The following is a 14068-nucleotide window of genomic DNA, read 5'->3' as shown; positions in this document are numbered from 1 at the left end:
TCTAAAAAAATATTTATGCAGCAAAGCCTCCTGCATGCTATAAAATCCACATTTCTAAAATCAGGCTGATTTAAAATTCAGCGTATTACTTGTTTTAGCAAAGCAAATCGGGAAATTCATCTTGTATTCGCAAATTTTACATTGTAATTCTGTGTCAGGCTTTTTATTATTGCCGCCTTATTTTCACGATCAAGCCTGGAATTGAAATTGAGTAATTTTCTAAGCGAACACCTGATTCATCGTGACGATGAGTTTATGGTAATCCATAAACCCGCTGGGATACTCACTGTTCCAGGTAAAACAGCAGATTTGCAAGATTGTGTGATCAGTCGTCTGGTTAAAATTGAACCGCGCACTTTACTGATTCATCGCTTAGATCGTGATACTTCGGGTATTTTGGTGTTTGCACTCACGAAATGGGCGCAAAAACAAATTTCGCGTCAGTTTCAAGAACGCCAAACCGACAAAACCTATCAGGCATTGGTAGCAGGGCAACTGCAAGGTGAAGGCACTGTAGATGTGCCAGTGGTCTACGATCCTGCACATCCTCCATTACACATTGCCGATGCAACCCATAACAAACCTGCGTTAACGCATTGGCGTGCATTGGAGCAATTTGAATTGCAGGGGCAAATCGTGACTCGTGTGCAACTGAAGCCTATCACAGGTCGATCGCATCAATTGCGAGTGCATATGCAATATTTAGGTCATCCGATTATTGGTGATACGTTGTATGCCACGCCTGAACAGCAACAACTCATGCCTCGTTTGTGTTTACATGCAGCAGAATTAAGTTTTCTGCACCCACAAACTGAGCAACGTGTACAGTTTACTTGCCCAGTCCCATTTTAAGCGAAAAAGATTACGCAAAGCCTGTGCTTTAGGCTCTCTTTTTAGTGCGCTTTATGTCAAAATATATTGCTATACGCCCTGAATTTTTGCTCAAATACTCAGCAGGTTTTGCGCAAAAAATTATACGTCCTAACTTCTAAATAAAGGTGGAAAAATTGCAGCAGTTTGCTATTGGTCAACGTTGGTTATCAGACACAGAAACGGAATTAGGACTTGGTGTTCTGATTGATGTAGATGAGCGATCGGTCAGCATTTTATTCCCTAAAAGTGATGAAACCCGTGTCTATGCACGCAATAACGCACCTTTATCGCGTATCATTTTTAATGTAAACGATGAAGTTCAAGACCAAGAAGGCAATGTGTGGACGGTTGAATCTGTCGAAGACCGTCATGGTGTATTGCGTTATAACGTAGTGCGTCGTTTGCAAGATGGCAGTGAAGAAAAGAAGTCACTGAATGAAACTCGTATTGGCGCCAGTATCCAACTCTCAAAACCGTTAGACCGCTTGCTTGCTAGCCAAATTGATTATAAAGAATGGTACGACCTGCGTATTGAAGCCTTGTTGATGCAAGCCAATATGCAAAGCAGTCCGCTGCGCGGTTTAGTTGGTTCGCGCGTAGGATTGATTCCACATCAACTTTATATTGCACATGAGGTCGGAAAGCGTTTTGCGCCACGTGTATTGTTGGCGGATGAAGTTGGTTTGGGTAAAACCATCGAAGCAGGTTTAATCATCCATCAGCAACTCAAAACAGGACGTGYGGAAAGAATTCTGATTTTGGTGCCTGATTCGCTGCAATATCAATGGATGATTGAAATGCGTCGCCGTTTTAATCTTCAATTCTCTTTGTTTGATTTAACTCGCACGGCATCCATTAAAGAACACGATCCAGACTTAAATCCATTCTTGACTGAACAATGTATCATTGCTTCAGTGGATTTAATGATCGACCACGATGACTTACGTGAACAAGCCTTAGAAGCAGGGTTTGATTTGCTGGTGGTCGATGAAGCACATCACTTAATGTGGAGCGAAGAAGAAGGCGGCAATGACCGTTATGATTTGGTTGAAGAATTAGCCGAACAAACTGCAGGGGTGTTATTGCTCACAGCAACGCCTGAGCAACTGGGTGTAGAAAGCCATTTTGCACGGTTACGTTTACTCGACCCGCAACGTTTTAGTTCGCTAGACCGTTTCTTAGATGAAGAAGCGCAATATCAGCATACGGCAAAAATTGCCGAAGTCTTAATGTCAGATGCGGCATTGGAAGAAAGCCATTTGGCTGCACTGGAAGGCTTGTTGGGACATCGCATTGAAGATAACCCTGAACAGCGTTTCCGTGCCATCCACGAATTATTAGACCGTCATGGTACAGGGCGTATTTTATTCCGTAATACCCGTGAAGCAATTCAAGGTTTCCCGGGTCGTGATTGTCAGCCTGCACCATTACCTGCACCAGAAAACTGGTCTAAAGATGGCAAGTTGCGTGAACAAATGTGGCCAGAAGAAGCACAGCTCGATGGCAGTTGGATGGAAACTGACCCGCGTGTAATGTGGCTCATGGAGCGTTTACGTAGTGATTTAAAACACAAAAAAGTGCTTTTAATTGCGCGTAGCGGCCCTGTAGTAGAGGCTCTTGAAAATGCGCTCCGCCTACATGCAGGCATTCGTACCGCCATGTTCCATGAAGGCATGAGCTTGTTAGAACGTGACCAAGCGGCAGCATATTTCGCAGAAGATTCTTATGGTGCACAAATTTTATTGTGTTCCGAAATTGGTTCAGAAGGGCGTAACTTCCAGTTTGCATCAGACCTGATTTTGTTTGACTTACCTGCCAATCCCGACGTGTTAGAACAACGTATCGGTCGTTTAGACCGTATTGGTCAAGAAAACCGTATTCAAATTCATGTGCCGTATTTGGTGGGGACTGCGCAAGAGCGTATGTTCCGTTGGTATAACGAAGCACTCAATATTTTCAGTAATATTTCACCCACTGCACAAACCTTGCAGGAAAACTTTATTGTCGATTTAAAACACTGCTTACTTGCAGACTTAGGACAACAGTTTGAAGATTTACTGGAAGCAGTCAGTGTGCAGCGTGAAGCTTTGGAAGCAGAACTTCAAGCGGGTCGAGATCGTTTGTTGGAATACAACTCTTGCCGTCCTGTGGTGGCGCAGGAAATTGTACAAGCTTTAGAAGATTACGATGACAATACTACGTTGCCTATGTTTATGAAGCGCTTTATGGCATCGACCAATATTGACTTCGATGAACAAAGCAATGGCACGGTGATTATTAAACCAACTGATCAAATGCAAGTGCAAGGTTTGACCTTAGACGAAGAAGGCATGACCGCGACGTTCTATCGGGATCAGGCACAAATTCGTGAAGATGCACAGTATTTGACCCTAGAACATCCATTCACAGAAAGCGTGATGGAAATGATCAATACACAAGGTTTTGGTAGCACCAACGTTGCGGTATTAAAATCTGCCGCTTTGCCACAAGGTTCAGTGTTACTGGAAGTTTGGTTTAAGGTGGATGTCATTGCACCGAAAGCGCTGAACTTACCGTCGAGCTTACCGCAGCAACTGATTCGTGTCTTGCTGAGCGAAAAAGGTCAAGATTTATCGCAAAAAATAGCACCCGAAATTTTAAAACCATATTTACATCATTTAGATGGTAACAGTTGCCGCCAAGTGGTGAAAGCACGTCGTGATGTGATTGAAACACGTTATAAACAGGCTTTGGAATTGGCTAAAACAGCATTGCCAGAACTTATACTACAAGCCAAAGACACGTATAATAAAAAATGGCAATATGAGATTGACCGTTTAAGCTATTTGAAACAATTTAACCCAAGTATTCGTGAAGATGAAATTACACGTTTACAGAAATTGCAAAAAGAAGGTGTGGCATTATTAGATGGTGCATCGGTCACGCCTGAAGCGATTCAGGTGATGGTGGTGGTAAAGCCATAAAAAGTGCATTCAATACAGGTGTCTAGTCGGTGTATTTGTATTGAGTCAGTTTTAATCAATCACTTTTTTTAAATATTTGGCATCTTCTAAATTGCATGGTTTAAGTTGGGTATTGCGCCTCATTTTTACGGAGCAATTTAGGGGTGCTTTTTTAATATCGCAATAAAAATTTTGTGCGAGATTTTTCACATAACAGACTTAAACAAAGTAGCAATCAGTGCTTATGTGTCATTAAAATGACTCATAATTTATCTTTTTCAGCATTCTGGTCATTTTCAAAACCCAGTGATATGCGTAGTTTAAGGGCTGTTGATCTTTTACGCATGATTGATGTGCCAAGTGTTGAATTTGTAAGCGCGTACGCATAGATCCAAGTCACAGACCCGATATTCTTTTTTAAGCGTATTTTAAATGACTAAAGCTGCAATTCATTTTACCCATGCCAATGGTATTCCTTCTGCCAGTTATCAAAAGTTTTTTCAATGTTTTGAAGCAGATTATCATTTAAAGGCAATTCCACTGATTGGTATGCAAGCAGAATTTCCTGTGACCTATAAGTGGACCTATTTGATTCATCAAGTGATTCAGGACATTGAGCAGCAGTTTCCAAAGCAACAAGTGATTGGTTTAGGGCATTCTTTTGGTTCATTATTAACCCTGATGTGTGCCTATCAGCGTCCAGATTTATTTTCTCAATTGATTATTATGGATCCACCTTTTGTGATTGGATCGAAGTCGGCATTATTTGAAATTTTACAAAAATTTAAACTGAAATATGTAGATCAACTCACACCTGCCGCCGTGACCATGAAGCGTCGAGATCATTGGGCTAGCCATGCAGAAGCCTATCAAGCTTTGCGGCATAACAGTTTATTTAAAAATTTTGATGCACAATGTTTTGAAGATTATTTTGCCAGCGGCATACAAGTCGACGCACAAAGAGGTGGTGTGACTTTAACAATTCCAAAACGGGTAGAAGCTGAAATTTTTAGAACCGTACCTGCATGGTGGTGGCGCACACCACGCAAAGCCCCAGATGTACCTGTGCATTTAATTACAGCAAGGCATAGCCCATTTTATTTGCAAGGTTTACCGCAAGGCATGCAAAAAACTTATGGAATTGAGTTTAGTGTGCTCGAGGGAGGACACATGTTTCCTTTGGAAAATCCTGAAACCACAGCAACATATGTGCAGAAATTAATTCAAAAAACAACACGGTTAATAGTAAAGTCTAGCAATTAAATGCTTAAACGCGCGTGACCTGATTCAGGAAAATCGACCGATTTATCCTGTGTTATGTTAACGAATTTTGGCATCATCCAAATGACGTGCACCTTCTAAAATCATACGAATCATAATCATGGTTTGTTCGGCAGTTTCTTTACGTGCTGCAGTGGGCATGTCTATGACTTTAGCGCCCATATTAAATACGAGTTGTGTAATGGCTTTAGCTGCAATGTCGGGATGTGCCAATTTACTGTTATTTAAACGTTCCAAACGAATTAAATCATCCTGCAATTCTTGCTGAAAATAATTCAACTGGCGCTCAACAGCAAGTTTGTAAGAGGTTGAACCTGTATAACCTTCACGTAATAGCAGACTTAAATTGCCTTCATCGGTATCTAGTTGTTCAATAAATACCTCAACCGAACTGCGAATAATGCTGTTTTGTTTTGTTGCTTTTAAACGTGCTTCATGCAGAATTTGACGCAACACCACACCTGCACGATCAATCAGTTCAATCGCAAGTTCATCGATATCTTTAAAATGACGATAAAAACTGTTTGGTGCGATGCCTGCTTCACGTGCAACTTCACGCAAACTTAAAGATGCGATACTTTTTTGTGGGCCAATTAAATTTAATGCTGCCTGAAATAACTCTTGTTTTGTAATTGTGGCTTTACGCCCAACCGTACGCACGACAAGAGGCTCACGAACCGTTTCTGATTCTGGAAAAGTCACATCATGGTTTGTTTTCATGGCAGGCTGAGTCATATTTTCAATAATTTATAAGCTTAGAGGCATTATAGCGGTTGCGCCAGTACTTGTGAAACGATTAGAAACAATACACATGTATATACAAATATATATACATGTGTATAATAATTAAAATTTCATCGTGTGGTGCTGAATCATGCAGCTAACTGAAAAAAGAAAATCACCCTTATCCAGTATTGCAACAGCAGTACTAGATCCTTATGCAGCAAACTTCTGGTTGCAAAAAATTAATCCATTATGGTCGGTGAATCAGTCACTCGGCAAAATTGTAAAAAAAGATACCGCTGCACAAGGTGTAGTGAGCTTTACTTTGCAATTCAATAAAAAATTCCAAATTGGCGCAGCAGGGCAGCATCATCCTGTTTATGTGACAATTCAGGGCGTACGCTATGAGCGAACATATAGTTTGACTCAGCTTGATGCACAACACGTTTTGTTGACAGTGAAAAAAGTTGATCAGGGCAAAGTCAGCACATGGCTGGTTGAGCAAGCCAAAGTTGGCGATACTTTAGAGTTTGGTGCGCCTTATGGTGATATGCAATTGCCTGCACAAGCCCAGCCTTTAATTCTATTGGCAGCAGGTAGCGGTATCACACCGATGTATAGTCTGGTACAAGACATGGCAAAATCTGGTCGTCTTAGTAGCACTCCAGTGACTTTAATGTATTGGGTAAAAACCTTTGCAGATGCAGCATTTAAAGCGCAATTTGAAGCTTGGGCACAGCAATATCCAAACTTTAAATTTCAAGTGCTTTATACCCAAGAGCCGAGTTTGGCGCACAGCCGTTTAAATGCAGAACATTTAAAAGACTTAGCGCAAATTGAGCAAAGTGCAGTGTTTGCATGTGGCCCATCGGGTTTTACCACGCAAGCTGAACAATTACTTGCACAGGCTGCCTTGCTAAAAACAGAAGCTTTTAGCATGACGCCTGTTTTAAGTGACGATGTTGGTTTGGTACAAGTTACACTGACTCAATCGAAAAAGATTATCACTATTCCAAAAGGCAAGTCCATTTTAGAAAGTCTGGAACAGCAAAATATTAAACCTAAATACGGCTGTCGTATGGGAATTTGCCATAAATGCGTATGCAACAAGGCTGAAGGTTCAACTAAAAACTTGGTCGATGGTGTTCAAAACAGCGAACCGAATAACCAATTGAAAATCTGCGTCAATTCAGCACAAACCGATTTAATTATTGATTTATAAGCGAGTTCCGATTATGAATATGCCAGTAAAAATAGAATATTTCCGCAATCCTAAAAACCGTGAACTCACTCAATTTGAATTAGATGAGCTTGCACGTGAATTAGATGCCATTAAACAAGAAGTTTTGGATGATATTGGTGAAAAAGATGCCAAATACATCCGCCGTGTTTATTCAACCATTCGTTATAGCTCAATGGCAGGTCGTGCCTTATTGTTCGCAGGATGGTTCCCGCCAGCATGGGTTTTGGGTACAGGTTTATTGGGCTTTGCCAAAATTATGGAAAACATGGAATTAGGTCATAATGTCATGCATGGTCAGTATGACTGGATGAATGATCCTAAATTCAATGGTGCAAGTTATGAATGGGATACGGTAGGTACTTCAGACAACTGGCGTCAAACCCATAACTTTAAACACCATACTTATACCAATATTAAAGGTATGGATGATGATATTGGTTATGGTTTGGTGCGTTTGTTCCCAGAACAACGTTGGAGATCAGGCTACTTATTGCAACCTTTATACAGCATTCCTTTCTGCTTACTGTTCCAATGGGGTGTTGCAATTCAGAATTTAGAAATTGGTAAAATTTTGAATGGCCGTAAAAGCAAAGCCCAAGCTAAAAAAGAATGGCAACCTATGCAGAAGAAAATCGGAAAACAATTGTTTAAAGATTATGTGTTCTTTCCATTGATTGCAGGCCCTTCGGCTTTACCAGTGTTTACAGGGAACTTGGTTGCGAATGGTATTCGTAATATTTGGACATTCAGCATTATTTTCTGCGGTCACTTTACGAAGGATGTAGAAGTATTTCCAAAGTCTGTGATGCAAAACGAAAGCCGTGGTCACTGGTATATGCGTCAAATTCGTGGTTCATCGAATCTTACAGGTTCTGAAGCATTCCACATTTTGACAGGACATTTAAGCCATCAAATTGAACACCATTTATATCCAGATATTCCTGCACGTCGCTATCGTAAAATGGCGCCAAAAGTACAAGCTGTGTGTGAAAAGTATGGCTTGAACTACAACAATGCGAGCTTAATTAAACAGTACGGCAGTGTGCTTAAACGTATTGTGAAATATGCTTTTCCATTTAAGAAATAAGTGACTTACAAATGAGTTGTTTAGTACGAATAGATTAAGTGATTGATCTTGGTTTAAAACTATACTTCTATTTTGAATTAGAGGTGATGCTGTAAAGTGTCACCTTTTTTATTGCTTTAGGTGTCGTAGTCGTTATTTTTATGCAGAATCATCAGCTATTTTATTAAGAGAAAACTCTATTTTTATTTTCTATTCTGGGTATAAAAAAGTAATCACCATAGGCGGCATCCGCTACATGTAACTTAAAAAACCCACAATTCAAATTGTGGTTTTATTATATCATTCATCAAAATCAAGCCAGTTTTTTATAAGTTACAATTTCTGGCAATGAATGATCACTACCCACCATATAAGAATAAGTCGCTAAACTCAGCATGGCATCATCTTCATCACTATTACCATACGCATAAATAGCAGCATAATTTTCTAAATCATATTGTTCTAAAATCCGTATTTTCTTTTGTTCCCGACTACAATCAGGTGTTGAATATTGCCCTGTGAATTGTAGATTTTTAATTTCTGTTTCAGTACAAAGCAAATCGACATTTAACTGCTGACAAATATATTGCAAATAAATATCCACACTGGCAGAAACAATCACCACATCATCACCATTGAATTGATGCTGTTTTAATTGTTGTAACAGTTGTGGGTTAAGGTCATGCATTAAATCTACTGCGTAATGCTGTGCAAGTGCTAATATTTCAGCTGTACTTGCGTCTTTGAACATGGCATTAAACAATTTAGGACGCATGGCATGTGCAGGATAAAATTTTAAATAATAGGCCTGAATCCAAGGCAAGATTTTAAGTCCTTGTTTAATAATATGCCGCTTAGATAAAGCATAGAAAATAAACCCTGTAAAACTGTCTTTGCTGCACAGGGTTCCATCAAAATCAAATAAGGCTAAATTTTTATATTTTTGGCTTTTTGCATGCATGTTTTATAACGTCCATTGACTCGCGTAGCAAACCAATTGGTGTTGTAATCTCGACTCAGTTTAGGCCCTGAAATGACCACTTGCGGCATCATGGCATAAAATGGCTCTTTGCCCGTTTGTGCTTTATAGAGTTTTGTAACCGCTAAATAGGTTGCAGTGTCTTCAAATTTCTTTTCTTTTTCTTTTTTTAAGTCTGCACGAATTTGGCGTGGGGTGACTAAAATATTATGTTTGGCAAAAACAGCAATTAATTCACGTTCTGATTCACTCTTTGCATTACGCACGCCGCCATCTTTAGCGTAAAGGAGTAAATCACCATCTAAATCGAGTTCAGCTTCGGTTAAATCATTCAGCATACTTTGGAATGCTGCATTGCGACTTGAATACATGCCCGAGTTATAGTCAGCAAAGCGGTATAGCGGTTGATCATAGTCGGCAGGGTACATCATTAAACGATGAATCCCATAATATAAGCCACCATACTGGGTATATAGATCGCTGCGTAATTCCGCAATGTTGCCACTTTTTCGTTTATGCTCTTTCGCATAGCTAATATGCACTTGCATAGAACCTAAAGTGGTAATTGGGTTAAGCTTTTCACCAATATTTTGTCCAAACAGTTTGGCAGCACCTGTTAGTGCGGAAACATGATAATGCTTTGCCATGTAGTCAAAAATTTCACGATATAGTTCATCTAATTCACGTTCAGTTTTTACCCGACGCATTTGACTTAAATAGTTATCTTCAGGGCTAGGGTGGTTTTTCAGCACATCCTGAAAATAGCCTGCAACCGTACCACCAATTGCTTCGCCCAATTTGTCTTTAAATTTTTCATCTAAACGATCTTGCACTTCTTTAACAGCTTTTTCACCCAAACCATAAACTTGTGGGTCGGCTACAAAGTTAGATTCCTGATCAACCACAGCAATAATGGTGCACATATTTTCTTTAGTTTGTGGAATACCCAATTGCTCAGAAATATCATAAATATCTTTAGCCCAAGCACTGCGTTCACTGACACGGTTAGGAATCAGTTTGCGAATGTGTTCTGCTTCCAAGGTCGGCTCATTGTCCTTAGACCACCATGTGCTGTCTCCACAGGCTGCTAAGCTTATGGATAAGGCGAGCACGCTGAAGGGTTTCATCAAAGAAGTGAATACAGTGTCTTTCATAGATAGGGAAAACTCGTTCCAAATGGATGAGCCCAAAGGGCAGATGCAGTATACTATGCCAATCATTAAAGTTAAGAATATATATGTATATTGGTCCCTATCAACTGTCAAATAATTTGATTGTTGCCCCAATGGCAGGTGGGTTAGACTATTTATAATTATAATTTAAAATCAATATCTTAGTGTTTTTTACGTGGCGTATGGCGTAGAATTGGCGTAAAAAAAGGAGGTGAAATCAATTCACCTCACTCCAATTTCTTTGAGACTCTTTTTGCAGTGAATCTAACCAAACTGCAACATCCGTTAAGTTTACAAAGTATTCAGATTTATTACCATCCACCTTAAATGCCGGGAAAGGTAGTTTACATTTAGCTGCTCGTTGTTTTGCAGCTGCCATATCTAAATGTGGCATGTAATCTTCAACAATATCGTTTTACAGAAGGTTTGCTTGTTTCTGCCCAATTTAGTTGACTCAAATTAGATCGGCACACAGAGCAAATCACTTTATCCTGATCATCATTTAATTGGTATTCAAGATGATCAATTGGATTACAGAATGGGCAGGGAATATCGCCACCACTTGTTAGATATTCACCATCACCACTATCTAAGTCCCATAGATAGCCATCAATACATTGAGAGTCTTGATAGGTAGCACCAAAATAAGATACAGGCATTTGAACAGGACATTCTTGTATTTCAATCGGTGGTTTTTCATTAATCATGGCCTTGCTCCTGTGAATCTTTGATTGCATCGACCCAGCTTTCAGCATCAAGCATATGTTTAATTGCATTCGACAGTTTTTTATTTGCCAAATCTACATAAACTTGAGCAGTCAGTCCTTTTCTGATTTCGTCCTGGCAATTTCTTAATTCAGAGATTGCACTTTGAATATCATTAAGTGCAGCTTCTGAAGTTTTAGTGATAATTTTTTTCATCACGCCACCATTAAATAGTTAAAATTTTTACTACGAGCTACTTCAACTCTTGCTTCGCGCTCTAAGCCGACTAAAAACTCTCGATATCCGTTTAAGTAGCATCCACAAAATTGCTTGAATTTTCGCTGACATGCTTCATTCATCAAATAATCTTGCTGCATTCGGCCTTTGTGGCAGAATATTTTGAGAACACTATCGCCACGACGCATAACCACAGCATTTTTTTTCACTTGTGGCCTGTATCCATCACAGTACAACCAGTAAGTGAATAAGTTTGTAAATCGGCAAGGTAGGCGAGTGATCATGTTGCTACCTCAGCTTGAGTGTTATATCCAATCTTTTTAAATAGTGGGTTCAATGCAGAAATATCTAACTGCTTTTTAGCTCGAGTAGCAGCAACATATAAAAGTCGAGCTTCATCTTCGGTTAGGATTTTTTCACCAGGTGCAGCAGCTTCTTTATAAAAGAAATCACCACCAAGTTTGACCTTGTTAAACTCCAAGCCTTTAGACTTATGAGCTGTGGTCACAATGCAGTCATAATCACTAGAATTACTTTTTAGTAATGAGCTGATTAGAGCTTCTTCACCCACTTTATTGATTAGGCTAACAAGTGCTTTTAAGTCATTTCCAGAGACTTCATTTGTGTATTCAATGACTTCTTCCCAATTGCTAAAGCCTTCAAATACACTTCCATCGTGGACTTTTATTCCAGACTTAACTTTTTTAGCATCTTCAATGTTTTTTAATAAAGAACCTGTATCAACTTCCAAACGTGGTTCACGTCCAATTTTTACCAACTCAACCATGTTTGAAAGGGCAGCAGCATTGGTACGATAGATAAATGCATCTGCAACCATATCGGTGACTTCACCAACATTGGAGTCAATTTGTTCAAAACCACGTAATGGAATTTCTTCATCCAAAACATTGAACAAAATTTTATTCGCAAGATCAGCAATGTTTTCACCAAAACGAAATGATTGACTCAAACGTGTTTCAGCAATATCTAGGGATTGCATCGCATTGACAGCACCACGAAACGCATAGATTTGCTGGTGACGATCACCCACATAAATTACCTGAGCACGTTGCTTACTCAAAACATTCAACATAATAGGATCAGCATCTTGTGCTTCATCAAATAAAATAAAGTCAGCATTAATCACTGGATTGCTCAATGCCCAATATTTTAGGTAATGGTCATGTTCGAGACGGTTAATACCAGCAGGATTTAAAATGTCATTCCAGTAATCATGTGCCTTAGGTAAAAGGATATTTGCCAATTCAGCACGATATGTATCATCCATCCAATCAGGTAAAGCAGCGTAAACTTGTGATAGTTGAATTTCGCTGTAATTAGAACGGCAGAAATAACCGACGGCATTCATCATAGATGTGGCCATACGTTTTGAATTAAATAAACGCTTCTGGTCATCCTCACCACGTTGTTTAACCAATGCCACTGGTACTTGATAATTCTCAAGATCATGGCGAGATGCCAATTGGTTTGACATCAAGCGACGATTTTTTAATTTATTAGTCAGCCAGCGTGGAACAGAGTTATAAGCTAGGCTGTGAAATGTTTTGCACTTAACATTATGGTTAAATTTAGACTGTGCTTCTGTTGCAATAGCTTTGTTAAATGCCAAGTACATTCCATGTTGGTGATGCTTTGCATTACCAATCAGTTTAAGGGTAGAGGTCTTACCAGCACCAGCGTATGCGGTCACTTTACAAGACTGACCATGTAATGCCATATCAATGGCATGTTGTTGTTCAATAGTTGGATTCATAATTCTATCTCACTACTGGTGCCCTCATGTGTGAGGGCACCACATGCCAGTGTTATGCTGTTAATTCAGCTGCTTTGCGTTCGTAAATCGAATTGATCTTGTCGATTTGAACATCAGATAAGCCAGAAGTGTGAGGCTCAAAACGCTCACCCATAATCTTATTGATGGTTTCAACATCCGCTGCGTCTTCAAGATCAACAACCAACTGAAGGTAGAACTTCTGCCAGCCATGAGCATTTTTAATATCAGTTTGAGCTGGTTCACCTAAGTTAGTAGGTACTGTGTTGCTGACTTCTTTTAGCTGTTCCAGTGTTTCAGTCGCATAAATTTGTGCAATTAATGCTGCTGTATTGAACTCGGGTGCCATATCAATAACAGTTTCTTGAGACTGTTCACGTTCAGCCATCTGAGCTTTTAAACCCGATGCACCTTGATGTTTTTTTACCGTTGATTGAACTGGGGTAACATCAAGTTCTTCACGTTCAGCAATTTCATCTGGGGTATAAACACCTAGAATTACATCGGGTGTATATAAGCGTGACCAACGTTTAATAGCAAGATACGCAAGTTGTTGGCGTGGATCACTTACCCATAAAGGTGAATTGCGTACTGAGCCTACTTGTCCCATAGAAATATCAATTTCACGTGGAGAAGTTTCACCTTTTAATGTTGCCCAGACTTTAATGCCTTTATCCCATGATTTATCTTCCTTGCCGTTGATCTTTGCCCAATCGCCATACCATTCAAAATTTAAACGACCTGTGATAGGTGCACGATTGGTAATCACAGCATTCACAAGTTGCGCTTCATACCCTAATACACCATTAATTTGATGAGTTTTTTGAGCTACGGCAAAAGGGTCCATTTGCCACTGTGCTGATTGCATAATGATGGCTAAACAATCTCCAGTATTGCCCTGAAGATGTTTCGGCACTGCAAATTTTGATGAAGCCATGACACTTGCAATACGCTCAAAACGATCCATAATTTCAGGATTCATCATGATGTCAAAAGCAGTTAAGTGTGCAATCTGACCATTTTGTGGGGTTGTTAATGCGTTCATAATAAAATTC

At 39.6% G+C, this 14068-nt stretch carries 14 protein-coding genes and 1 pseudogene; 6 read left to right on the top strand and 9 right to left on the bottom strand.

The window, feature by feature from the left end:
• Positions 1–165: 165 nt before the first annotated feature.
• From BJN41_RS00710 to BJN41_RS00700, 3 genes are all read left to right on the top strand, one after another.
• Positions 166–852 (top strand): RluA family pseudouridine synthase, encoded by a 687-nt coding sequence (locus BJN41_RS00710; protein WP_413772604.1) that lies wholly within the window; start codon positions 166–168, stop codon positions 850–852.
• Positions 853–998: 146 nt separating this feature from the next.
• Positions 999–3836 carry an RNA polymerase-associated protein RapA gene (rapA, locus tag BJN41_RS00705; RefSeq protein ID WP_070152255.1) on the top strand — a complete coding sequence of 946 codons (2838 nt, stop codon included), beginning with the start codon at positions 999–1001 and terminating at the stop codon, positions 3834–3836.
• A gap of 411 nt (positions 3837–4247) precedes the next feature.
• The gene (locus tag BJN41_RS00700; RefSeq protein WP_070152252.1) at positions 4248–5078 is read left to right on the top strand and encodes an alpha/beta fold hydrolase; all 831 of its coding nucleotides are present in this window, start codon (positions 4248–4250) and stop codon (positions 5076–5078) included.
• 57 nt (positions 5079–5135) lie between these two features.
• Here the strand turns inward: BJN41_RS00700 and fabR are convergent, their stop codons facing one another.
• Positions 5136–5816 carry an HTH-type transcriptional repressor FabR gene (gene fabR, locus BJN41_RS00695; RefSeq protein ID WP_070152686.1) on the bottom strand — a complete coding sequence of 227 codons (681 nt, stop codon included), beginning with the start codon at positions 5814–5816 and terminating at the stop codon, positions 5136–5138.
• Between the two features lie 154 nt (positions 5817–5970).
• Between fabR and BJN41_RS00690 the strand changes: the two genes are divergently transcribed.
• Positions 5971–7041 carry a ferredoxin reductase gene (locus BJN41_RS00690; RefSeq protein ID WP_070152249.1) on the top strand — a complete coding sequence of 357 codons (1071 nt, stop codon included), beginning with the start codon at positions 5971–5973 and terminating at the stop codon, positions 7039–7041.
• Between the two features lie 13 nt (positions 7042–7054).
• Entirely contained in the window at positions 7055–8149 is a 1095-nt protein-coding gene (locus BJN41_RS00685) for a fatty acid desaturase family protein (RefSeq protein ID WP_070152246.1), read from the top strand.
• A gap of 292 nt (positions 8150–8441) precedes the next feature.
• On the opposite strand, the gene BJN41_RS00680 is transcribed toward BJN41_RS00685, so the two are convergent.
• Together BJN41_RS00680 and BJN41_RS00675 are read right to left on the bottom strand one after the other, a co-directional pair.
• Positions 8442–9089, bottom strand: coding sequence for an HAD-IB family phosphatase (locus tag BJN41_RS00680; RefSeq protein ID WP_070152243.1), 648 nt, complete (start codon positions 9087–9089; stop codon positions 8442–8444).
• Positions 9056–10261, bottom strand: a complete 1206-nt coding sequence (locus tag BJN41_RS00675) for a DUF1615 family protein (protein ID WP_070152240.1) — start codon at positions 10259–10261, stop codon at positions 9056–9058. The genes BJN41_RS00680 and BJN41_RS00675 overlap by 34 nt, the downstream gene beginning before the upstream one ends.
• An 83-nt stretch (positions 10262–10344) precedes the next feature.
• Here BJN41_RS00675 and BJN41_RS16045 point away from each other — a divergent pair.
• A pseudogene (locus BJN41_RS16045) lies at positions 10345–10410 on the top strand (hypothetical protein); the annotation flags it as partial.
• Between the two features lie 86 nt (positions 10411–10496).
• Here the strand turns inward: BJN41_RS16045 and BJN41_RS00670 are convergent.
• From BJN41_RS00670 to BJN41_RS00645, 6 genes are all read right to left on the bottom strand, one after another.
• Positions 10497–10673, bottom strand: coding sequence for a pyocin activator PrtN family protein (locus BJN41_RS00670; protein WP_227515191.1), 177 nt, complete (start codon positions 10671–10673; stop codon positions 10497–10499).
• 7 nt (positions 10674–10680) lie between these two features.
• On the bottom strand, positions 10681–10986 hold the full coding sequence (locus BJN41_RS00665) for a hypothetical protein (RefSeq protein WP_070152238.1): 306 nt from the start codon (positions 10984–10986) through the stop codon (positions 10681–10683).
• The gene (locus BJN41_RS00660) at positions 10979–11200 is read right to left on the bottom strand and encodes a hypothetical protein (RefSeq protein ID WP_070152236.1); all 222 of its coding nucleotides are present in this window, start codon (positions 11198–11200) and stop codon (positions 10979–10981) included. Before BJN41_RS00660 ends, BJN41_RS00665 begins: the two co-directional genes overlap by 8 nt.
• Positions 11200–11430: a hypothetical protein gene (locus BJN41_RS00655; protein ID WP_141730346.1), complete on the bottom strand. Its 231-nt coding sequence runs from the start codon at positions 11428–11430 to the stop codon at positions 11200–11202. The genes BJN41_RS00660 and BJN41_RS00655 overlap by 1 nt, the downstream gene beginning before the upstream one ends.
• Before the next feature lie 71 nt (positions 11431–11501).
• Entirely contained in the window at positions 11502–12995 is a 1494-nt protein-coding gene (locus BJN41_RS00650; protein ID WP_049044790.1) for a 3'-5' exonuclease, read from the bottom strand.
• 52 nt (positions 12996–13047) lie between these two features.
• The gene (locus BJN41_RS00645) at positions 13048–14058 is read right to left on the bottom strand and encodes a RecT family recombinase (protein WP_070152230.1); all 1011 of its coding nucleotides are present in this window, start codon (positions 14056–14058) and stop codon (positions 13048–13050) included.
• Between the last annotated feature and the right edge of the window lie 10 nt (positions 14059–14068).

Source organism: Acinetobacter towneri (assembly GCF_001758345.1).
In the GTDB taxonomy this organism is placed as follows: domain Bacteria; phylum Pseudomonadota; class Gammaproteobacteria; order Pseudomonadales; family Moraxellaceae; genus Acinetobacter; species Acinetobacter towneri_A.
This window is presented reverse-complemented; position numbering and strand designations above follow the sequence as displayed.

Bases quoted from the DNA above. Each gene is read 5' to 3' on its own strand.
- BJN41_RS00700 (WP_070152252.1), top strand. From the start codon at position 4,248: ATGACTAAAGCTGCAATTCATTTTACCCATGCCAATGGTATTCCTTCT.
- fabR (WP_070152686.1), bottom strand. From the start codon at position 5,816: ATGAAAACAAACCATGATGTGACTTTTCCAGAATCAGAAACGGTTCGT.
- BJN41_RS00690 (WP_070152249.1), top strand. From the start codon at position 5,971: ATGCAGCTAACTGAAAAAAGAAAATCACCCTTATCCAGTATTGCAACA.
- BJN41_RS00685 (WP_070152246.1), top strand. From the start codon at position 7,055: ATGAATATGCCAGTAAAAATAGAATATTTCCGCAATCCTAAAAACCGT.
- BJN41_RS00680 (WP_070152243.1), bottom strand. From the start codon at position 9,089: ATGCATGCAAAAAGCCAAAAATATAAAAATTTAGCCTTATTTGATTTT.
- BJN41_RS00675 (WP_070152240.1), bottom strand. From the start codon at position 10,261: ATGAAAGACACTGTATTCACTTCTTTGATGAAACCCTTCAGCGTGCTC.
- BJN41_RS00670 (WP_227515191.1), bottom strand. From the start codon at position 10,673: ATGCCACATTTAGATATGGCAGCTGCAAAACAACGAGCAGCTAAATGT.
- BJN41_RS00665 (WP_070152238.1), bottom strand. From the start codon at position 10,986: ATGATTAATGAAAAACCACCGATTGAAATACAAGAATGTCCTGTTCAA.
- BJN41_RS00660 (WP_070152236.1), bottom strand. From the start codon at position 11,200: ATGAAAAAAATTATCACTAAAACTTCAGAAGCTGCACTTAATGATATT.
- BJN41_RS00650 (WP_049044790.1), bottom strand. From the start codon at position 12,995: ATGAATCCAACTATTGAACAACAACATGCCATTGATATGGCATTACAT.
- BJN41_RS00645 (WP_070152230.1), bottom strand. From the start codon at position 14,058: ATGAACGCATTAACAACCCCACAAAATGGTCAGATTGCACACTTAACT.